General features: G+C 38.9%; 19 protein-coding genes, 1 tRNA gene and 4 pseudogenes. 10 read left to right on the forward strand and 14 right to left on the reverse strand.

All coding sequences use genetic code 11. From position 1 onward, the window contains the following. Positions 1-26 precede the first annotated feature (26 nt). From CGC64_RS02090 to CGC64_RS19395, 11 genes are all read right to left on the reverse strand, one after another. On the reverse strand, positions 27-1,076 hold the full coding sequence (locus CGC64_RS02090; RefSeq protein ID WP_005675358.1) for a DUF6371 domain-containing protein: 1,050 nt from the start codon (positions 1,074-1,076) through the stop codon (positions 27-29). 12 nt (positions 1,077-1,088) lie between these two features. Beyond that, the gene (locus tag CGC64_RS02095) at positions 1,089-2,552 is read right to left on the reverse strand and encodes a DUF3987 domain-containing protein (protein WP_005675357.1); all 1,464 of its coding nucleotides are present in this window, start codon (positions 2,550-2,552) and stop codon (positions 1,089-1,091) included. Beyond that, a complete protein-coding gene (locus CGC64_RS02100) occupies positions 2,542-2,874 on the reverse strand; it encodes a helix-turn-helix domain-containing protein (RefSeq protein WP_005675356.1) in 333 nt (110 codons plus the stop codon). The genes CGC64_RS02095 and CGC64_RS02100 overlap by 11 nt, the downstream gene beginning before the upstream one ends. A 242-nt stretch (positions 2,875-3,116) precedes the next feature. Then, positions 3,117-3,752 carry a hypothetical protein gene (locus CGC64_RS02105; protein ID WP_005675354.1) on the reverse strand — a complete coding sequence of 212 codons (636 nt, stop codon included), beginning with the start codon at positions 3,750-3,752 and terminating at the stop codon, positions 3,117-3,119. A 7-nt stretch (positions 3,753-3,759) separates the two neighbouring features. After that, complete coding sequence (locus tag CGC64_RS02110) at positions 3,760-5,118, reverse strand: tyrosine-type recombinase/integrase (RefSeq protein WP_005675352.1); 1,359 nt, start codon at positions 5,116-5,118, stop codon at positions 3,760-3,762. Between the two features lie 198 nt (positions 5,119-5,316). Further along, positions 5,317-5,538 (reverse strand): DUF2795 domain-containing protein, encoded by a 222-nt coding sequence (locus tag CGC64_RS02115; protein WP_002558131.1) that lies wholly within the window; start codon positions 5,536-5,538, stop codon positions 5,317-5,319. Positions 5,539-5,611: 73 nt separating this feature from the next. Continuing rightward, entirely contained in the window at positions 5,612-6,175 is a 564-nt protein-coding gene (locus CGC64_RS02120) for a cob(I)yrinic acid a,c-diamide adenosyltransferase (RefSeq protein WP_005675351.1), read from the reverse strand. Between the two features lie 46 nt (positions 6,176-6,221). Beyond that, complete coding sequence (locus CGC64_RS02125) at positions 6,222-6,845, reverse strand: hypothetical protein (protein ID WP_032855007.1); 624 nt, start codon at positions 6,843-6,845, stop codon at positions 6,222-6,224. Between the two features lie 170 nt (positions 6,846-7,015). Beyond that, entirely contained in the window at positions 7,016-7,699 is a 684-nt protein-coding gene (locus tag CGC64_RS02130; protein ID WP_005675349.1) for an energy transducer TonB, read from the reverse strand. A 344-nt stretch (positions 7,700-8,043) separates the two neighbouring features. After that, positions 8,044-8,388 carry a hypothetical protein gene (locus CGC64_RS02135; RefSeq protein ID WP_005675348.1) on the reverse strand — a complete coding sequence of 115 codons (345 nt, stop codon included), beginning with the start codon at positions 8,386-8,388 and terminating at the stop codon, positions 8,044-8,046. A gap of 101 nt (positions 8,389-8,489) precedes the next feature. After that, positions 8,490-8,618: a hypothetical protein gene (locus tag CGC64_RS19395; protein ID WP_420838833.1), complete on the reverse strand. Its 129-nt coding sequence runs from the start codon at positions 8,616-8,618 to the stop codon at positions 8,490-8,492. A gap of 152 nt (positions 8,619-8,770) precedes the next feature. On the opposite strand from CGC64_RS19395, the pseudogene CGC64_RS19055 reads away from it, so the two are divergent. The 9 genes and pseudogenes from CGC64_RS19055 to CGC64_RS02190 all read left to right on the forward strand — a co-directional run. Then, positions 8,771-8,962: pseudogene (locus CGC64_RS19055) on the forward strand (hypothetical protein); the annotation flags it as partial. Beyond that, a pseudogene (locus CGC64_RS02150) lies at positions 8,950-10,014 on the forward strand (tyrosine-type recombinase/integrase). The pseudogenes CGC64_RS19055 and CGC64_RS02150, both read left to right, overlap by 13 nt. A 25-nt stretch (positions 10,015-10,039) precedes the next feature. Beyond that, positions 10,040-11,131, forward strand: a pseudogene (locus CGC64_RS19060) (PDDEXK nuclease domain-containing protein). A gap of 313 nt (positions 11,132-11,444) precedes the next feature. Then, a complete protein-coding gene (locus tag CGC64_RS02165) occupies positions 11,445-12,008 on the forward strand; it encodes a Crp/Fnr family transcriptional regulator (RefSeq protein ID WP_004323784.1) in 564 nt (187 codons plus the stop codon). Positions 12,009-12,088: 80 nt separating this feature from the next. Then, positions 12,089-12,715, forward strand: coding sequence for an NUDIX hydrolase N-terminal domain-containing protein (locus CGC64_RS02170; RefSeq protein WP_005675342.1), 627 nt, complete (start codon positions 12,089-12,091; stop codon positions 12,713-12,715). Positions 12,716-12,727: 12 nt separating this feature from the next. Next, entirely contained in the window at positions 12,728-13,348 is a 621-nt protein-coding gene (locus tag CGC64_RS02175) for an HAD family hydrolase (protein ID WP_005675341.1), read from the forward strand. A 40-nt stretch (positions 13,349-13,388) separates the two neighbouring features. Beyond that, positions 13,389-13,607: a hypothetical protein gene (locus CGC64_RS19065; protein WP_005681752.1), complete on the forward strand. Its 219-nt coding sequence runs from the start codon at positions 13,389-13,391 to the stop codon at positions 13,605-13,607. Positions 13,608-13,659: 52 nt separating this feature from the next. Further along, a pseudogene (locus CGC64_RS02185) lies at positions 13,660-13,963 on the forward strand (ISAon1 family transposase N-terminal region protein). Between the two features lie 25 nt (positions 13,964-13,988). Further along, entirely contained in the window at positions 13,989-14,936 is a 948-nt protein-coding gene (locus tag CGC64_RS02190; RefSeq protein WP_441296204.1) for an ISAon1 family transposase, read from the forward strand. A 113-nt stretch (positions 14,937-15,049) separates the two neighbouring features. Here CGC64_RS02190 and CGC64_RS02195 read toward each other — a convergent pair. After that, positions 15,050-15,133: transfer RNA gene (locus CGC64_RS02195), tRNA-Leu, on the reverse strand. Between the two features lie 165 nt (positions 15,134-15,298). Between CGC64_RS02195 and CGC64_RS02200 the strand changes: the two genes are divergently transcribed. Next, positions 15,299-16,381 carry a mannose-1-phosphate guanylyltransferase gene (locus tag CGC64_RS02200; RefSeq protein WP_005675336.1) on the forward strand — a complete coding sequence of 361 codons (1,083 nt, stop codon included), beginning with the start codon at positions 15,299-15,301 and terminating at the stop codon, positions 16,379-16,381. Between the two features lie 163 nt (positions 16,382-16,544). On the opposite strand, the gene CGC64_RS02205 is transcribed toward CGC64_RS02200, so the two are convergent. Beyond that, positions 16,545-18,194: an AMP-binding protein gene (locus CGC64_RS02205; RefSeq protein WP_005675334.1), complete on the reverse strand. Its 1,650-nt coding sequence runs from the start codon at positions 18,192-18,194 to the stop codon at positions 16,545-16,547. Positions 18,195-18,227: 33 nt separating this feature from the next. Further along, positions 18,228-18,803, reverse strand: coding sequence for a helix-turn-helix domain-containing protein (locus CGC64_RS02210; RefSeq protein WP_005675332.1), 576 nt, complete (start codon positions 18,801-18,803; stop codon positions 18,228-18,230). Positions 18,804-18,920: the final 117 nt, after the last annotated feature.

Below are 18,920 nucleotides of genomic sequence, written 5' to 3' on the forward strand. Positions count from 1 at the left end.
CCTTTACCATTTTAGTTTTGTACAATCTAAGTGGATTCTGTCATCTGCTGAGCATCTATCAACTCCAAGCCTAGAGCGTCAATGAGATTTTGTAAAAGAGGGTTCTTCTCAATCATCATTTGTAGAATCTGGTGTTTGGATGGAGAGAATAGATAGTAGTCAGAAATATCAAGTCCTTTAGATCGTTCTTCTTCGGTTGCTATCTGCTCAAGCATATCCGAGACTACAACTCTGCTACAGATTCTTGTCAGAATTATCGATTTCTCTTTCCACAATTGTGTAGCTCCCAAGTCAGGAATTAGAGTTACATCCCTACCTTTAAGACTATGAACAAATTCTTCTTTGAAGCATCCATTAATGCCGCCAGTTGCCACCCAAACATAGTTCGGGATGAAGTGACTCATGACAATAGCCGTTTTTTCGCTTTCCACCAATATGACCGGTGCATCAGGATATCTTTTCAATAGATGTTCGCCAAATAGACATTGCTTCAGATTGAAATCTTTAAGTTGTAGTTCACGATGCGCCCAGCTTACATAACTGTGGGGTTCTTTAACCCTATGCCCTGTCTCAGAATTATAAAGTATAATCTTACCAGAACGTACCTGCTCATTAGCATCAATTTGCCAAAAAACTGTCGCACCTCCCCATTTAGCCGATGTACCAACATGATATAAATGGAATACCCTTTGGGCTTCAGCTTCACCAAACACCCTGCATAAGTATTTGTATAAGGGATTCTTCTCAAAATGAGCAAGACTCGCATTAAAATACTCTAAGGGAATAAAAGAGGGTGGCACAATAATTTCTTTTTCATGAGTACTTTTCACAGGCTGTACATAATCACTAGACCGTTCTTCCTTGATGTTTGCATTGGGATTATCACGAAAGAAATCACGTGGAGTGTAATGATAACCACAACTGATTTCATGGTCACATTTCCCAACCTCATTGGGAAAACTTACAACTCCCTCTTCATCAACATATTTCACAAAACATCGAGGTCTCTCACAACTAGGGCAAGCAATCTTGCTTCCCAAACTATACTTTTGCAAATGAAATCTATACTTGCTCATGGATAGATAAGTTTATTCGTTTGCACTATGCACTTTTGCACTATGCTTTGTCTGTAATTCCTCAACTTGGGTTGAAAGTGCAATAGTGCAAGATGCATTTGATGTTTGGTGTTGAATTTTTCGATATTCGCCATGCTTGTTTTTTTTCAGAATTGGCTGCTTTGCCTGACAGAGTTTCTTTAATGCATAGAATACGGTTCTTCTGGGTATTTCATATATTTTCGCAGCAGCGATAGCATCGCTTGCTGTGAATGTATTACCCAACTGAGATAACCAGTCTTCTTTTACATCACCGATAGTATTAGACAAAAGTATCTCTTGTATCCTATGGTAAGTATCTTCATAGTAATCAACCATACGAATAGCGGATTTCACAGAAGACAGGCTTACTGGCTGCATATCTCCTTCGCCTACAGCCCATTTCATTATCTGAAATATCAACGATAAACGTCCTGCATGGCCATTAAGTTTCATGCTGCGACTCTCCACATCTGCATCATCATCAATGCTATTAACATTATCAATGATATTGTTATACCAATCATAAAAATACACCTCTGCCTCCTCGGTCATTTCCAAAACTTTTGGTTCTGCAACATTCCTTGTTTCATTAATCGTGCAGGGAATTTCAAGTACTTTGTTGAGAATAGTCGCCCATTGCCCTGCTATATCAGGTTTAGGAACACTATTATCATTTCTTCTCCATCTTGAAATCTTCCTGTCTTTTGGAAAAATGAAGATAAACCTATCAAGGAATCCGTTAGCAATGAACTCTTTTCTGAACACCTCATGTAGCATGTTGGTCTGTACCGTTCCTATTACATTAATACACGGCGTTTTAACACGAATATGACGTGATGAGGACTTGCGTAGAACTTTAATCGTACCACCACTATAAGCTGTTAGCAGAAGTTCAATAAGATTATTATTGCCATTGTATCTCTTTGCGAAATTGAATAGCCCAATTATCTCGTCTACAATTATAGCTATCCCTCGTGGATTGCGCCAATGAGCCTCTACCATTGCTTCTGGTGTGAAGTCAGATATAATATTGGTCAACCACTTGGGCACTTTCAATTTATCATTTCCTCCGTTCGCCTGCTTGGCACACTCATATTTCTCAAGTTCCTCGCTATATTTCTCGTCAAGACGATCGTCCAAATCGTTGATAGGTTTGTAAAGGAAGTTAAGAGGAGGAGTTTTACCTAAACCAGGTCGCCCAATAAGCATCATATAAAGAGATGGACTGTCTTTCCACTCATTCCTGATATTGATTTGGTACGAATTGCCAATGGCAGCCGCCATCGCAGATATAATAATGGATGCCACATACTCAACATTGAAATTTTCATAACGAGAAAGGTTCAGAATAATTTCCTGAATTTTATCAGGGAAAACATCCAACGGCAATCCTCCATCAAGATTATACTCTACCTTTGCTCGGAGCATATTGGTTAAATGCAACTTATCGACCATAACCACCTCCTCTCCGTTGGGGTAGTTCATCACTTGCCGCAAAGGCATCATAGTGAAAATTGCGCAGGAATCGGTCTACATCTTCTTGAGTATACCAATATTTGTCTCCTTGACGTGAATATCCAAGGTAGCCATTATCACGCAATTTCTTCAGATATTTTTCCTTTATACCCAATTTTGCCATCAGTGCCTTATTATCATATAGATGATTTTGGGGCATTTGATGTTGAGCCAAAGCCTTTTCATGCTTCTCTACAGTGTGGAGAATTTTCTCCAGCAATTCCCGTTCACATAGGGACTCTACATTCTTAATTTTAGCCATATACAATTTAAATTATGGCTCAACTGTCCTGATGCGCACTCGGACTTTTAAGCCGGGTTATTTTGCCATGGTACGATTGTGCACATCGTCCATAACCGCAGCGAAAGTATAGAATCCTTAGGAGGTGAAAAGTTAGGATGAATTAGACTAATGCGTTAGGAATAATGTTAGGATTGAGTTATTTTGATATTAGGATTGAAATATAACCACCTGATTATAAACAAAAAAGAGTAGTCAAGTGGCTACTCGAAAAATTTATCAATCTCTGTTGATTTTGTTGGTACTGGAAGATCTTTCCTATTTGAACGTGATTGCCCCAATCCTGAAACATCAAATAAATTATTTAGTTCCGTATCAGGGAAAAAGGCAGTTCTTCCAAATTTCCAAAATTCCCTATCATCAATATTGGAGACCGTTGGTTTATCTCCACAATATATGCGACCACACATATATGCTAAAAGAACTTTAGACTCGTTCCATATATAGTGTGTGCCATCTTCTTTCATATAACCAGCTTCTATGGCCTTTGCAAAAACTTTACGAGCCAATTCTGTATCCAATGTTTCAGAAAGAATAATTTCAGCATCAACAGATACAACTTCTTCCACATTCTTAATATTTTTCTCACGAAGAATTTCTGCACCAATGACTAATGCAGCTGCTGAAATCAGAAACATAATTGTGCCCCAAAACTCTGATGAGCCAGTTTCGTTATCGCTGACAGGGTTTACAACCCCAAGTCCAACGAGTAATAATGTGCCTACGAATAATGTAATTGCACTCGACCATAGAATTACTCTTGCATATTTTTTGAAGACGAAGGCAATTGCCAACAAAATAACGCAAAGACCAATATTAAGAAATATAATCTGCAACATACTTCATTCAAATTATTTCTAGAGTTTTAAATTCATCTTTTAAACGTGCCACCTCGGACGAAAGAGTCTCAGGCAGAAATCTGGCATATACTTTCTCTGTAACATCTGTACTGCCATGCCCTAAAAGGCGACTTACTACAGTCATTGACAACCCTTTGTTTAATGCAAACACTGCAAATGAGTGTCTAGCTACATGCATTGACAAATTAAACGGCAACCCAATCTGTTCGCCCACTACCACAAGTGACTGATTGATGCATTTAGTGGCATTATTGCGAGCTTTATAAAGGGCTTCAGCATCATCTAGGTCTAATTCTTCTTTCACAAGATTGAATACATATTTGCAGCCTTCCCGTTTTTCTTGCCACTGTCTTAAGATAGATATAGCTTGCTCTGTAAGAGGAATAACATGGCGTTTGTTTGTCTTAATCATAATTTTTCTCAACTCTTTCTTCTCAAAGTTGATATGCCCCCATTGCAATGTCATTACATCCACAACACGAAGTCCACAAGCATGGAAAGCAAAGAAAAAAATCTCTAAAAACTCTCTCCTACGTGGTTCAGGACAGGTTTTGTAGTATTCCAATAGAGCAAGTAATTGTTCTTTATTCAGGCTCTTCCCATCAAATTCACTCTCCTCTTCCGACAAAGATACCTTAGTAATAATACGCATATCCTGTATTCTTGCATTAACAGAAGGTTCCAGCATACCCATCTCACATGCGTAAGCACATGCTTTTAATATTGGTGTTAAAGAGTGATTGATTGTTGCATCACTATTCTGCTTTATCTCTCTACGCCACAAAATATATGCATCCAATAATTCAGGAGTGATATCGCCAACATAGATAGAATCGGCACGATATGTACCCTGTTTCGTGGAACGAAGGAAGGTTTGGAATATATTCATTCCGCTTTTACCGTTTTCATATCGACTACGGCCAATCTTGTTTCTTGAGTATTCTGAATAAAGACGCTCCAATGTGAACTCAACAAAATCTTTTCCTTGGTCTGGGCGCGTCAATGGCTTATCTGCAAGGAATCCCGAAATAATGTCAGCAGTGATTTGATTGGGATGCTTTTCATTATACTCTGCAAGCATAGAGTCAATCCGGTCAACACGTGCCAACAACAGTTGATTGAGACGTTTGTACTCAGATCCATAACTGACACGAATTTCTCCACGACCTTGATTGCCGTTCTGATTCCAGTCGGTTTCCTTAACAAAGACATTTGTTGTCTTACGTATAATTTGCCTATTCCAAGTATATTCCAACTCAATAGGGTAGGCTTTATTTTTGTCAGACTCCTTCGGTGTGCGGAGACGATATTTGCCCAACGGATATAATCTCTTCGGTCTTCCCATACGCTTCCTTTTGTTTTAATATTCCTGAGGATGCACAAAGGTAGTGTATTTTAGACAAACAAACTCTGTTTTCAAGAAGAAAAATTGCATTTTAGACAAACAAACCACACCATTTAAGCCTATAAAACACCAGCGGGACAAACAAATTATTTTTGCTTATCCCGCTGATATTAAATCATTTAATTTGATTTTAGCTTCTTAATATTCCTCCTCGTTAAAGAAAAAATCCTCCTTACTAGGGTAATCCGGCCAAATATCTTCGATACTCTCATAGATCTCGCCCTCATCTTCCATCTCTTGGAGATTCTCAATAACTTCAAGAGGAGCACCCGAACGCATGGCATAATCAATCAATTCGTCCTTGGTTGCCGGCCAGGGAGCATCTTCAAGTTTTGATGCTAGTTCCAATGTCCAATACATAATCTTGAGTATTTAAAGTGAATACTAATCTGTCTTATTTTCTATATTTTCGGCAAAAGTATAATAAAATCTATCATTTCCAACTATTATCCCAAAATATTTCATTATTTTGTTCATCAAAATTCATTTTCCGAGATAAAACAAACAAATAATCTGATAATCTGTTGACAAAAGCTAGTACTTCAGGGGAAATTGTACAAGTTTCGGACAAAGCCAGAATGCGTCTTTCTGCTCTCCGGCAAACGGTACGACAAACATGGCAGATGGCCGCTCCACGACTTCCTCCAGGAATAATAAACGCACAAAGTTCCGGTAATTGTTCATCCAGTTTATCAATCTCCCGCTCGATACGTTCCACATCTTCCATTGAAATGATACTGGCGGCTTTCAGTTGTGTTTTTTCCTGATCGGTAGCCAAATGCGACCCGATAGCAAATAACTTATGTTGTATGCCCAAAATAAAGTTCCTGTCAGTCTCATTTTGCAAATAAGTATTCAGTAATCCCAAGTTGGAATTAAGCTCGTCCACTGTTCCATAAGCTTCCAAACGAATGTGGGTCTTCGGAACACGACTACCACCAACAAGACTTGTTGTTCCCTTGTCTCCGGTTTTTGTATATACAAGGCTCTTTTTCATAATCTTCCAATTTATTGATCTATATAAGGTAAACGTACAAAGGTTCTCAGAAGTTGACGATATAATGTTGTTTTATCTTTGTTTTATCAAAAAAGAGCAAGCCTATATCGTACAGGTCGAAGGTAATACCTACCCGTTCGTCAGCCTGCAATCTTTTCCAGAATGCCCGCATTTCTTTAGAATAACAGATTCCATGCACAACAAACACACTTTTCAAGGTGGTCCGGCGTACACAAACCCGAAAGACTTCCTCCAGCAAACACGGATTCTGATAATCGTTCAGATATAGAAAATCTACCGAAACGTCCGTATCCAGAAACAGTTCCGACAAGTCAGAAGCAAAAAGATATTCCGCAGAAGATTTCGCCGATTGAAGATAAAGTGAGGTCACCGAAGGACGACCTACCTCTACAATAGTAGCAGGTTGCACTTTATTCACCAGCCGGAACAAGAAACGATTTACCTTCTGTGTACCTTTATTACACCCACGCTCCTCTACTATTTTCTTCTGTTCTTTCTCCAAAGAATCATAAGCATAATAAGGCATCTTTTCATATATCACATCCGTTATCAGACTAAATGCAAATGGAGAATGTACACCATATCCGCAACGGTAACGGAAGCGGGAAAGCCAGATAAAGGGTCTTTTAAGACAAAGTAGAAGATTCATAAAATCAACATTTGTTTTTATTCTTCTTGCAAAGATATGTTTTTTTATTTCATAGAAGCAATCCGGAAAAGAAATGTTATAAGTATCCTGTGATTGAGAATGTCGGATTTCAATAAAAAAGGGCCGATCCCTTTCGGAACCGGCCCGCATTACACATCTATTTCAAGCAACTACTGTAACCTGAATACTACAGGAACGGTATATTTTACTCGAACTTTCTTACCATTCTGTACTCCGGGCCTCCATTTTGGCATAGAACTTATCACACGGATAGCTTCTTTATCCAAATATGCATCTACCCCTCGTACCACTTCGGGATTTGAAATTGATCCATCTTTGTCAACAACAAATTGGACAATCACTCTTCCCGCTGAACCCATTTCCTGAGAAATAGTCGGATACTTGATATTTGTACCCAAATATTTCATCAAAGCAGCCGTACCTCCGGGAAACTCAGGCATGATTTCTGCAACATCAACAATAACGTCTTCATCAACCACTTCCGTTTCCACCACTGGCGGTATCCAGACAATCTTATGAGTTGCGTCCATATCCTCTCCAACTGTAGAAACATTATCCGCTACCTCTATATCATTCTTTACTATTTCTAATATTTCTACGATCTTATTTTCGGGAGGTGGAGGCGGTTCCAGTTTCTCATCTGGGAATGTGATCGGAACTAACTCTGTAACAAAGATGGATTCATCATCTGATGATAGTGCTGCAACCCTGACATCATGTTGTGTCCATTCGAACGAAACGAACATGAAGGCAAGCGCAACAACCAAACCCATCAACAACCAAGAACCCCGTTGATTCTCGATTGTAGCCTTTTTTGATTTCTTGGCTTCCATAAAAAATGTGTTTAAGTAATTAATAATAGAAAATATATAGTATATATACTACTTTGCGTCTTTCCTCTTAAGCATTACTTAAAGTGCTCTCTAGCTGCAATAAATATAGCATTTTTATGGATAGGGTGTTACGTTGCTTCTTGTTTATTCTATTCTTTTTCCTTCTTTTGGATAAAATTTATGAATATCAGCCAGCAAAAACCTGCTTTATATCTGTATAAATAATACCTTTATAAATACTTAATAGCCTATCATCTCCTCTAAAGTCACGATAACCAAACATATACGAGAAACGATAACAGGCCAATAAAACTAGCTAAAAAGAGTAAAAAAGAAATACTTTCTTATTTAGTTCTTTTCTTTCTATCTGCATTTTCCTTTTTACGCATATCCTGATATTTCTTATATTGTTCATCAGTCAGGATACTCTTTATTTTAGCTTCTCCCTCTTTTCTCTTCTTTTGCATCTCTTCGCGCGAAGGTCTTTCATTAGAATTTCTCTTTGTCGGTCGCATTTCTTCCATTGCAGCCTTAAAATCCTTGGCTTGCTTTTCATTCAGTCCCAGATCGGTTATTATCTGTTCGATACGCTTCTCTCTGTCAACTTTTCCTTTTTGACGATCCTGAGCCATACATACTGTTGAGCCGATTAACAACACAACAAGTAAACTTAAAATTTGTTTTCTCATAATTCTAACATAATATTAAATGAATAATATATGTTAGACCTTATAAGTGGCTGAAAGTTAATTCTATTCCAAAGAAAAAATACAGTTTTCACATTATTTATCTAACAAGAAAACGTTTTCCCTGTAGCTTTGCCATACCAGCGACGACGTCTTACGTGGAGATAAACAGGTTTGCCACGCAGAGGAAAGTTCTGGATCACTTTCTCATCAGTAAAACCATGTGAAATCACAGTTCCACTCTTGTAATCTGAACGTTCCAGGTAGTGTTTTCATGAAGTCGTCATGCCAACAGGAGATCTCGAAATACTCCATTAAAACTTCGGGGAAGATGACTCGTAGTAGCTTATGCAGGTTGCGATTGGAAGGTATTGGACGTTGAGCCCAGCAAACCAATGAGTTACGAGGAGTAGAAAAGAAAAGCGGAGAGAGTTTTTCAACTTTCTCCGCCTCAGTACCCAGACCCGGTATAAGCTATAGAAATCATAGGAAAACAAAAGAAAATCAAGCATTTAGTGTAATCACCCGATTACGGTACCTAAATCGGGATAAAACCTCTGAACAATGGCAAAGTTAGAAAATAAAACGAAAGAAAATCCCAAATTGGAGCAAAATAAGCTCTCGGACGGCAGAATCAGCCTTTACTTAGAGTATTATTTAGGTAGAGAGGAAAAGCCCGTATTGGATGAAAACGGTAATCAAGTGTACTATGATAAGTGGAAAGATGCAAGGCAAGCCCAAGTTTGCAGTAAAGCACAACAGGCGAAAAGAGAACCTTAGTCTGTATCTGTTTATATCAACAATTACACCAAGAAAGATATTCGCATGGTACAAATTGCGTTTAGCCGTTTTAAGGACTTCTTAAAAGAGCAATACCCCATGAATGAGTTTAGTATCAAACCGGAACTTATTACCAAGGAAATGATGGAGCAATTTGTAGCCTATTTGCAATCCCGAAGTGTGGGTGAAGGTGCTAAAAGCATTTACCAGCGTTTCAAGAAAGTTATTCGATATGCGATTGACCACGATGTAATGTTGAAAGACCCATCCAAAAGTGTTACCTGCAAAGTGGATAGCCAAATGCTTCGGAAAGATGTTCTTTCTCCCGAAGAAATCCAAAAGCTGGCGGCTTGCCATTATGACAACGAGAACCCGAATGTCAGACGGGCTTTTATATTCTGCTTATACTGCGGTTTGTGTTTCTGTGATGTAAAAGACCTTACCTATAAGAATGTGGATTACGCTAATCGGTTATTGAAGTTTGAGCAAAGCAAGACAAAGGGATATTCAGCCAGTAGTGGTGTAGTTATTCCCCTGAATGACAGCCTATTGTCTATCATTGGTGAAGCCCCGGTAGACAAAAACTGTTTGATATTCGATTTACCTACTTACGAAAGTTGCTGTAAATCAGTAAAGCGGTGGGTAAAGAGAGCCGGGATAGACAAACACATAAGCTGGCATTGCGCCCGACATTCGTTTGCCGTGAATATTCTGAACAATGGGGCAAATATCAAAACCGTAGCCAGCCTTTTAGGACATAGCGGATTAAAGCATACGGAGAAATACACCCGTGCGGTGGATAAATTAAAAGAGGAAGCTATAAATAGCCTGCCCGAACTAAAGTTTTAACCACAAAAGACTTATCTTTGTAACTATGAACTTTGAAGCATTAGTAAAACATATCAGCACGATACAGAACACATTGCAGGCACAAGCCGCACACGCTGTAAACCTTGCCCTCACTTCCCGTAACTGGCTTATGGGTTGCTATATCGTAGAATTTGAACAGAACGGGGAAGACCGTGCCGCATACGGTGAACAACTGTTGAAGAAGCTGGAACAACGGCTGAAAATAAAAGGTCTGAACGAGCGTAGATTTCGTGAATTTAGGCGGTTATACCTTGTTTACCCACAATTAAAAGTATCTGTCACACAATACATTGCATCACAAATTCAAATTCGGCAGTCATTAACCGCCGAATCTGAAAATGGCATTTGGAAATTTTCAACAGAACCTCTACAAACCGAAACATGGATGATTCCGGCTGATAGATTATTCAACAGATTATCTTCCACCCATTTAAATACCATATCGGGAATTGAGAACCCAGTAAAACGTGCTTTCTATGAAATGGAAACTATTCGTGGTTGCTGAGTTGGAACGACAAATAGCATCTTTATATTACGAACGTAGCGGACTATCCAAAAACAAAAAAGCACTCTCCCTTTAGTCCAACAACAAGCAACCTTATTACAGCCCAAAGATGTAATCAATACCCCTGTTACTTTGGAATTCTTAGGGTTGAATGAACGTGCATTAGTGACAGAAAACGATTTGGAGCAATCCATTCTTGACAATCTGCAACGCTTCCTATTAGAAATGGGACTTGGCTTCTGCTTTGAAGCCCGGCAAAAACGCATCTTGATTGATGAAGATTATTTCTTTACTGACCTTGTGTTCTATCACCGTATTTTGAAATGCCATGTTATTGTGGAATTAAAGATAGACAAGTTCCGCCATGAATATGCTTCACAGTTAAATATGTACCTCAACTACTTTAAAGCAGAAGTGATGCAGTCGGATGATAATCCGCCTATCGGCATTTTACTCTGCACCGAAAAGGGAGATGCATTAGTTAAATATGCCACTGCCGGATTAGACCCGAATATCTTTGTACAGAAGTACATGATAGAACTTCCAACCGAGGAAGAAATAAAAGAGTTCATTTCTTCCTCAAACTATTAAGGATAAATCAAGACTGAAAAAGATTGCTAAAAACGATACTGGCGAAAAAGGTAATACTATTTCTTTTTTCGCCAGTATCGTTTTTAGCTGTCAATAGAAATTGGTTTAGTTCGTTTTGGCTATATAGACAAAGGGATAAACTAAACATAGTTTAGTACCACCTATTTCTTTTGCCTATATCACATATCCACATCGTGGTTCTCTTTTCATCCCACCTTGCTAAAAATAGTCAAATTCCTTTTTAAACTATGAATGCAACAATATTATCCCTTTCTGTTTTCGTATTTTTGTAGAAAGAGCAAAAACATTGATAATGGATAATATAATAAGAAAGATACAAGAACTCTATCCTGTTTCGGATGATTCATTGCATCTGCTAAAGTACTGTTTCAAACAACAGACTTTTCCGGCTAAAACTATCATCATACAAGCTGGTCGTTTTGACAATCAGGTTTATTTTATAGAAAAAGGTATAACACGTTCATATATCCTGCATAATGGAAAAGAAATAACAACATGGTTTTCTATGGAAGGCGATGCGACTTGTGGTTCATGGGATTTATATCGGCACAAAGCAGGATTTGAATATGTAGAAACCTTAGAAGAAACTTTAACCTACTCCATTTCTATAGACAAGTTGAATGATTTATATAAATCCCGTATTGACATTGCCAATTGGATGAGAGTGTTACAGCAAGAAAATTTTCTACTTTTACAGGACATTCATATTTCCCGGCTGAACTTGTCTGCCCAAGAACGTTATGAAAAGTTGATAAAAGAATATCCCAGCATTTTCCACCGAGTGACTTTAGGACATATTGCCTCTTTTTTAGGAATAACACAACCTTCTCTTAGCAGAATCCGGTCAAGCCGATGATTTTTTAACATAGGACAAAAATAAAGAATTTCATTTTCCATACCTTTGTAAATCAATATAACGATACTAACATTCACTATATGAATAAAATAGTACAACCACAATGGCTTGAATGGACAAAAGAACTACAATTCATTGCCCAAGGGGGATTGACATATTCCAAAGATGTATTTGATATAGAACGCTTTGAACGCATTAGAGAAATTACAGCAGAAATGCTTAGTCTGCAAAGTGAAATACCCATAGAAAAAGTAAAGAATCTGTTTTGCAATGAAACAGGATTTCAAACTCCTAAATTAGATACACGAGCTGCTATATTCAAAGATGATAAAATACTGCTTGTGAAAGAGAAAAATGGAACTTGGTCTTTGCCCGGTGGTTGGGTCGATATAAATCAGAGTATCAAGACTAATACGGAAAAAGAAGTAAAAGAAGAAGCAGGATTAAATGTAAAAGCTATCCGGATAATAGCTATGCAAGATAGAAATTTGCATAATATTCCTCCCTATGCCTACAATGTTTGTAAAGTTTTTGTTCTTTGTGAGATTGAAAGCGGATATTTCCGACCCAATATTGAAACGGATGAGAGTGCCTATTTCGGATTGGAAGAATTACCTATTCTTGCAAAAGAGAAAAATAACGAAGAACAAATTAAAATGTGCTTTGCAGCTTACTACGATAGAAACTGGCAAGTATTATTTGACTAATAAATCAAACACATGAAATATAAACATATCGTATTCGACATAGACGGTACATTGATAGATACGGAATATGCAGTCATCAACTCTTTAATAAAAACAATTACAGAAATAACAGGAAGCGCACCTCAATATGAAAGTCTGAAATTTGCTTTAGGCATTACCGGAAGAAATGCGTTGGAATTACTCAAAATACCCGACATAGAAGATGCATTGAAACGATGGGATAGGAATATGAAATTACTCCAGCACACTATTCAACCTTTTCAAGGTATCAAAGAATGCTTGCAATCCCTTTTATCAAGAGGTTATATTTTAGGCATTGTAACCTCCAAAACATATCAAGAATATTATTCTGAATTTGAGCCATTAGGGTTAGCGGACTATTTTTCCACAATTGTATGTGCCGATGATACTGACGAACATAAGCCCCAAGCAGCACCCTTAGTAGCATATTTGGCTAAAGCCCATGTAAGCCCCGAAAACGCTCTCTATATTGGTGATAGTATTTATGATATTCAATGTGCTAACAATGCTGGTGTTGATTCCGGATTGGTTTTATGGAGCAATAATGTATCTAATCCTATACGTGCAGACTATTATTTTAAGACACCCAATGATATAAGTAAAATTCTATAAAAGACGAACTAACTAATTATGAAATTAAAAATATTAATAGATGAAAGCATTATTACAACAGAGTTTTTTTCGATTACTATCGGAATACTCACAGCGCAAAGTTTCTGCATCTGAACTAACAAAAACTGTTGAAGAATTAGCTATCCATGTAGCCAATTTCAGCATTAACGAGCAAGATTATAGTGTATTACTCCGCTATTTTTCTTTTGGTTTATGTCGTCTTAAGTCATACCATGTACGGTTTGGGATCAATGAATAACCCTGAGGGTTAAATATATAAATTGTTATCTTTGTCTCCAAATTAATTGCTTATGAAGTTAAATGGTTATCACCTTTTTCTTCCAGAAGGAACTTTGGATTACTTTGATCTTGTTGATGTGAAGGAAAGAGCTCCCCGAGAAGTATGCTGGTCAAGAAACAGAGAGTAAAGGGTCTTATGAGCCTGTTGTTGTTCAAGACTTTCCTCTTCGTGGCAAGAAAGTCTTTTTGAACCTCCGTCGTCGCCGTTGGATTTTGAAAAGCAGCAATGAGTATATTTCCCGCAATTGGCGTATGGTGGCTGAGGGTACTCGTTTGACGCAAGACTTTGCGTCTTTTTTAAAAGAACTATATTGATAATTATCCGATCAGTTGCAAGTTATTGGGTACTTTATATGGCGTTGACGGGGATTTGTTGGAACGTCAATACCGCAACCATTTAAGTAATTACCTACACTGGGATCAGCTTGCTCACGCAGAGAACTGGCTCCTGTTTGAGAAGAACATTGGTGCCTACGTCTGCATTGACGAAGTGGCTCTTTCCCGTGGAGAACTCTATACTGTGTTGATTAATAAAGAGACTTACGGTGGCAGTATTATTGGTATCATTAAAGGTACGGATGTTTGCACGGTTACCTCTGTCCTGCTTAAACTTTCGCGTCGTCGCCGCTACCAGGTGCGTGAGATAACATTGGATATGGCTCCCAATATGGAACAGATTGCCCGGACTTGCTTCCCTGCTGCCAAACGGGTTACGGATCGTTTCCATGTACAGAAATTAGCGTATGAAGCGGTTCAGGAGATGCGGGTGAAAGCTCGCTGGGAGGCTTTGGACGAAGAGTCCATACAGATAGCTTACGCCAAGGCCTGCGGAAAGATGTATCATGCGCCCGTTTTCGCCAATGGAGATACAAGAAAACAGTTGCTGGCAAGGAGTATTTATCTGCTTTACAAAAAAGAATCTCTATGGACTCAGTCTCAAAGGATACGGGCCGAGATTCTATTTAAAGAATATCCCGATATAAAGAAAGGATATTATATGGCCATGCGGTTAGGATCAATCTATCATCAGTGTAAGTTTAAAGATATAGCTTTGACAAGGCTTGCAAGGTGGTATGATGAAGTAGACAAAGCGGGGTTTCTCACCTTTGGAAGGGTAGCGCGCTCGATACAAACGCACTATATGAATATAATAAACTTCTTTGAAAGAAGGACTACCAATGCAGCAGCAGAATCATTTAATGCTAAAATCAAAGCGTTCAGGGCACAGTTCAGAGGAGTAAGAGATAAAGCATTTTTCTTGTACAGACTCGCTAAATTATATGCATAAAAACGAAAGCCCTCAGATTCTTACGTTGATCCAGCATAGCCAAAAGAAAATATAGCAGAACTGTAAAATATAAAAGAGGTTGTGCCAACGTTTTGACACAACCTCATTCTTCGTACCCAGACCCGGGGTCGAACCGGGATGGAAGTGAATCCACTGGTGTTTGAGACCAGCGCGTCTACCGATTCCGCCATCTGGGCGCGTGCTTGATTTCTCAATTGCGGTGCAAAGATACGACATTATTTTGAATTCACAATAGTTTGGCAAAAAAAAGGAGAAAAAAATAATAAAACATATCTTAAACACTTCTCTATTCAGAGAATAAACCGTACATTAGCAAAAACATTTAAAATAGAGTCACTATCATGACAAACATGAATAATTATTGCGTGATTATGGGTGGAGGTATCGGAAGCCGTTTTTGGCCGTTTAGCCGTAAAACACTCCCCAAACAGTTTTTAGATTTCTTCGGGACCGGGCGTTCACTTTTACAACAAACTTTTGACCGCTTCCAAAAAGTTATTCCAACAGAAAATATTTTCATTGTCACCAATGCAATGTATGCGGACTTAGTGAAAGAACAATTACCTGAAGTAAACGAAGATCAGATTCTGCTGGAACCGGCAAGACGGAACACCGCTCCTTGTATAGCATGGGCTTCCTACCACATTCGCGCATTAAATCCAAACGCTAATATCGTAGTCGCTCCTTCCGATCATTTAATTCTGAAAGAAGACGAATTTCTCGCTGCCATTGAAAAAGGACTGAACTTCGTATCGCGTTCCGAAAAACTATTGACACTGGGTATCAAGCCGAATCGTCCAGAGACAGGGTATGGATATATACAAATAGACGAACCTGCCGGAGAAAATTTCTACAGAGTGAAAACATTCACAGAAAAGCCGGAGCTGGAATTAGCCCAGGTATTTGTAGAAAGTGGAGAGTTTTATTGGAATTCCGGTCTATTTATGTGGAACGTAAATACAATCATCAAAGCCTGCGAATATCTGCTACCTGAACTGGCTTCAAAATTAGCGCCGGGAAAAGACATCTATGCCACCGAGAAGGAAAAAGCATTTATCGAAGAAAACTTCCCCGCATGCCCCAATGTATCTATCGACTTCGGCATTATGGAAAAAGCTGACAATGTATATGTATCTCTAGGAGACTTCGGCTGGTCGGATCTCGGAACGTGGGGATCACTCTACGATTTATCGGAAAGAGATCAGGATGGCAATGTCACTCTGAAATGCCATTCGCTTATCTATAACAGCAAAGATAATATGGTAGTACTTCCGAAAGGAAAACTTGCCGTAATCGACGGTCTGGAAGGATACCTGATTGCTGAGTCGAATAACGTGCTGTTAATCTGTCGTAAGGATGAAGAACATGCCATTCGTAAATATGTAAATGATGCCCAAATGCAACTCGGTGACGACTTTATTTAGAATTCACGATAGCAGAAATTTGATTAGAACAGAATAAAGGTAACAATATAAATAGCAAACGGTGAACTCCCTGTAACCTAAATACAGTTTGTTCACCGTTCACTGTTTTTTATAATGAAAAACTTTTGTGTGTCTAAACTATAAAGACTTAAATTATAGATCTCTAAATTATCTCTATTCCCTGTTCCTTACAAAGTTTCAGACCGAGATCCTTCAATCTGAACTTCTGAATCTTTCCGCTACCTGTCATCGGAAACTCGTCCACAAAGAAAATATATTTCGGTATTTTGTAACGGGAAATCTTGTTTCTGCAAAAGTCACGTACATCCTCCGCCTGTATCGTGACACCTTCCTGTAGAATGATGAACGCTCCAACAGCCTCACCATACTTCTTAGAAGGAATACCTGCAACCTGTACATCCTTCACTCCATCAAGTTTATAAAGGAACTCTTCTATCTCACGCGGATAAATATTTTCGCCACCGCGAATAATCATATCCTTGATACGTCCGGTGATGCGGTAATTGCCGTTTTCGTCCTTAATACCCAAATCGCCGGAGTGCAAGAAGTTATTTTTATCAAGCACTTCCGCCGTAGCTTCCGGGTTCTTATAATACCCCTTCATGGTGTTATATCCACGGTTACACATTTCTCCCTGTACACCCACCGGACATTCCTCACCTGTTTCCGGATCAATGACTTTCACTTCCGTAAATTCAAAATCGCGCCCAACCGTGTTACAACGCACATCAAATGAATCGTCAATACGGGTGGCAGTCATGCCGGGAGCCGTTTCCGTCAGACCATATACACTGGTCACCTTCATATACATCTTCTCCTCAACCTGTTTCATCAATTCAACAGGACACAGAGAGCCTGCCATAATACCTGTACGAAGACAAGACATATCAAACAAGTCGAACATCGGATGATGCAACTCGGCAATAAACATAGTAGGCACTCCATAAAGCGCCGTACAACGCTCTTTATGAATGGAAGCCAGCACAACCAACGGATCAAAACGCTCTACCATTACCTGCGTGCAACCATGAGTCAGGCAGTTCATGGTGGCCAATACAACCCCGAAACAATGGAACAACGGAACACAGCAACAAAGTTTATCATCTGCCGTAAACTTCATGTGCTCACCGGTCAGGAAACCATTGTTAGCTATATTATAATGTGTAAGCATTACCCCTTTCGGGAAACCGGTAGTTCCTGATGTATATTGCATATTTACCACATCGTGACAGTCAACTTTACTTTTAAGTTCATTTAGGCAACTATCCTCGATATTATTTCCCAACAACAGGATTTCCGCCGTGTTATACATTCCGCGATGTTTCTCCTGTCCGACATATACTACATTTTTCATATATGGAAAACGTTCGCTTTTCAAATACCCGCGTTCACAAATTTTCAATTCGGGAAGCATAGTATACGTCATTTGCACAAAATCACTATCTTTCTCACCATTTACGATACAAAGTGTGTGCATATCCGAGTTCTGGCAAAGATATTCCAACTCTGACTGTTTATAGTTCGTGTTCACAGTGACATATACGGCACCAATCTTAGCACAAGCATAAAGCAATGTAAGCCAATCGGGAACATTAGCGGCCCAGATACCTACGTGGGTGCCTCGTTCCACGCCAATGGCGATAAGTCCTTTCGCCATATCATCTACGCGACGATTCAATTGGCTCCAGGTAAATCGAAGATTGCGGTCGGAATATACGATATATTCCTTATCAGGAGTCTCTTCAGCCCAGTGTTCCAGCCACTGTCCCAAAGTACGGTCAAATAATTGCATACGATATACTTAAATCTTGGTTCTTACATAACATCAAATCGGTGTATAAACTACTGCCAGAATCTTTGCAGCCTGTCCCTCGTAAGCATGTACATGGTGAGGAACGATAGAGTCATAATAAATACTATCGCCTTCTTCCAGAAGGTATGTATTCTTTCCATAACTGATTTCCATGATACCCTCCATAACCATGATAAACTCCTCTCCCTCATGAGAAGAAAGAACAAAGTCGGTATCTTCAGTTGGCATTACATCAATGATGAATGGCTCCATGTGACGGTCGGCTTTCGATTTGGACAAAGAATGGTATTCCATGTGTTTGCGTGAGTGAATCGCATTATTGGAGAAGCTGATAGCGTCTTTTGCCTCTTTCTTACGGCATACCACCGGTCCCACTTCGTCCTGATCGTCCAAGAAAGTCCCCAGCCGTACACCCAATACACGAGCAATCTTAATCAACGGAGCAAGAGAAGGGATATCGATATTATTTTCGATACGCTCAATCTGTTCCATAGCCAAACCAGAACGCTGCGCCAATTCTTCTATGGTTATTGATTTATCTTCGCGGAGTGACTTAATTTTCTCTCCTACAATTTTACTTGTATCCATATTGTAAGCATTTTAGTTGTCAAAGGTGATAAATTATAATAATTAAGTTGCAAAAATAACAAAATCTTTAGATGAGCACAATTATAACCAAAGAAAATATGACTATCCGATAGAAAA

Origin of the sequence: Bacteroides caccae (assembly GCF_002222615.2) — a bacterium.
Taxonomy (GTDB): Bacteria; Bacteroidota; Bacteroidia; order Bacteroidales; family Bacteroidaceae; genus Bacteroides; species Bacteroides caccae.

What these genes read in the sequence shown, in the direction of transcription:
- CGC64_RS02090 (WP_005675358.1), bottom strand. Translation starts at nt 1,076, where the DNA reads ATGAGCAAGTATAGATTTCATTTGCAAAAGTATAGTTTGGGAAGCAAG.
- CGC64_RS02095 (WP_005675357.1), bottom strand. Translation starts at nt 2,552, where the DNA reads ATGGTCGATAAGTTGCATTTAACCAATATGCTCCGAGCAAAGGTAGAG.
- CGC64_RS02100 (WP_005675356.1), bottom strand. Translation starts at nt 2,874, where the DNA reads ATGGCTAAAATTAAGAATGTAGAGTCCCTATGTGAACGGGAATTGCTG.
- CGC64_RS02105 (WP_005675354.1), bottom strand. Translation starts at nt 3,752, where the DNA reads ATGTTGCAGATTATATTTCTTAATATTGGTCTTTGCGTTATTTTGTTG.
- CGC64_RS02110 (WP_005675352.1), bottom strand. Translation starts at nt 5,118, where the DNA reads ATGGGAAGACCGAAGAGATTATATCCGTTGGGCAAATATCGTCTCCGC.
- CGC64_RS02115 (WP_002558131.1), bottom strand. Translation starts at nt 5,538, where the DNA reads ATGTATTGGACATTGGAACTAGCATCAAAACTTGAAGATGCTCCCTGG.
- CGC64_RS02120 (WP_005675351.1), bottom strand. Translation starts at nt 6,175, where the DNA reads ATGAAAAAGAGCCTTGTATATACAAAAACCGGAGACAAGGGAACAACA.
- CGC64_RS02125 (WP_032855007.1), bottom strand. Translation starts at nt 6,845, where the DNA reads ATGAATCTTCTACTTTGTCTTAAAAGACCCTTTATCTGGCTTTCCCGC.
- CGC64_RS02130 (WP_005675349.1), bottom strand. Translation starts at nt 7,699, where the DNA reads ATGGAAGCCAAGAAATCAAAAAAGGCTACAATCGAGAATCAACGGGGT.
- CGC64_RS02135 (WP_005675348.1), bottom strand. Translation starts at nt 8,388, where the DNA reads ATGAGAAAACAAATTTTAAGTTTACTTGTTGTGTTGTTAATCGGCTCA.
- CGC64_RS02165 (WP_004323784.1), top strand. Translation starts at nt 11,445, where the DNA reads ATGGATAATATAATAAGAAAGATACAAGAACTCTATCCTGTTTCGGAT.
- CGC64_RS02170 (WP_005675342.1), top strand. Translation starts at nt 12,089, where the DNA reads ATGAATAAAATAGTACAACCACAATGGCTTGAATGGACAAAAGAACTA.
- CGC64_RS02175 (WP_005675341.1), top strand. Translation starts at nt 12,728, where the DNA reads ATGAAATATAAACATATCGTATTCGACATAGACGGTACATTGATAGAT.
- CGC64_RS19065 (WP_005681752.1), top strand. Translation starts at nt 13,389, where the DNA reads ATGAAAGCATTATTACAACAGAGTTTTTTTCGATTACTATCGGAATAC.
- CGC64_RS02200 (WP_005675336.1), top strand. Translation starts at nt 15,299, where the DNA reads ATGACAAACATGAATAATTATTGCGTGATTATGGGTGGAGGTATCGGA.
- CGC64_RS02205 (WP_005675334.1), bottom strand. Translation starts at nt 18,194, where the DNA reads ATGCAATTATTTGACCGTACTTTGGGACAGTGGCTGGAACACTGGGCT.
- CGC64_RS02210 (WP_005675332.1), bottom strand. Translation starts at nt 18,803, where the DNA reads ATGGATACAAGTAAAATTGTAGGAGAGAAAATTAAGTCACTCCGCGAA.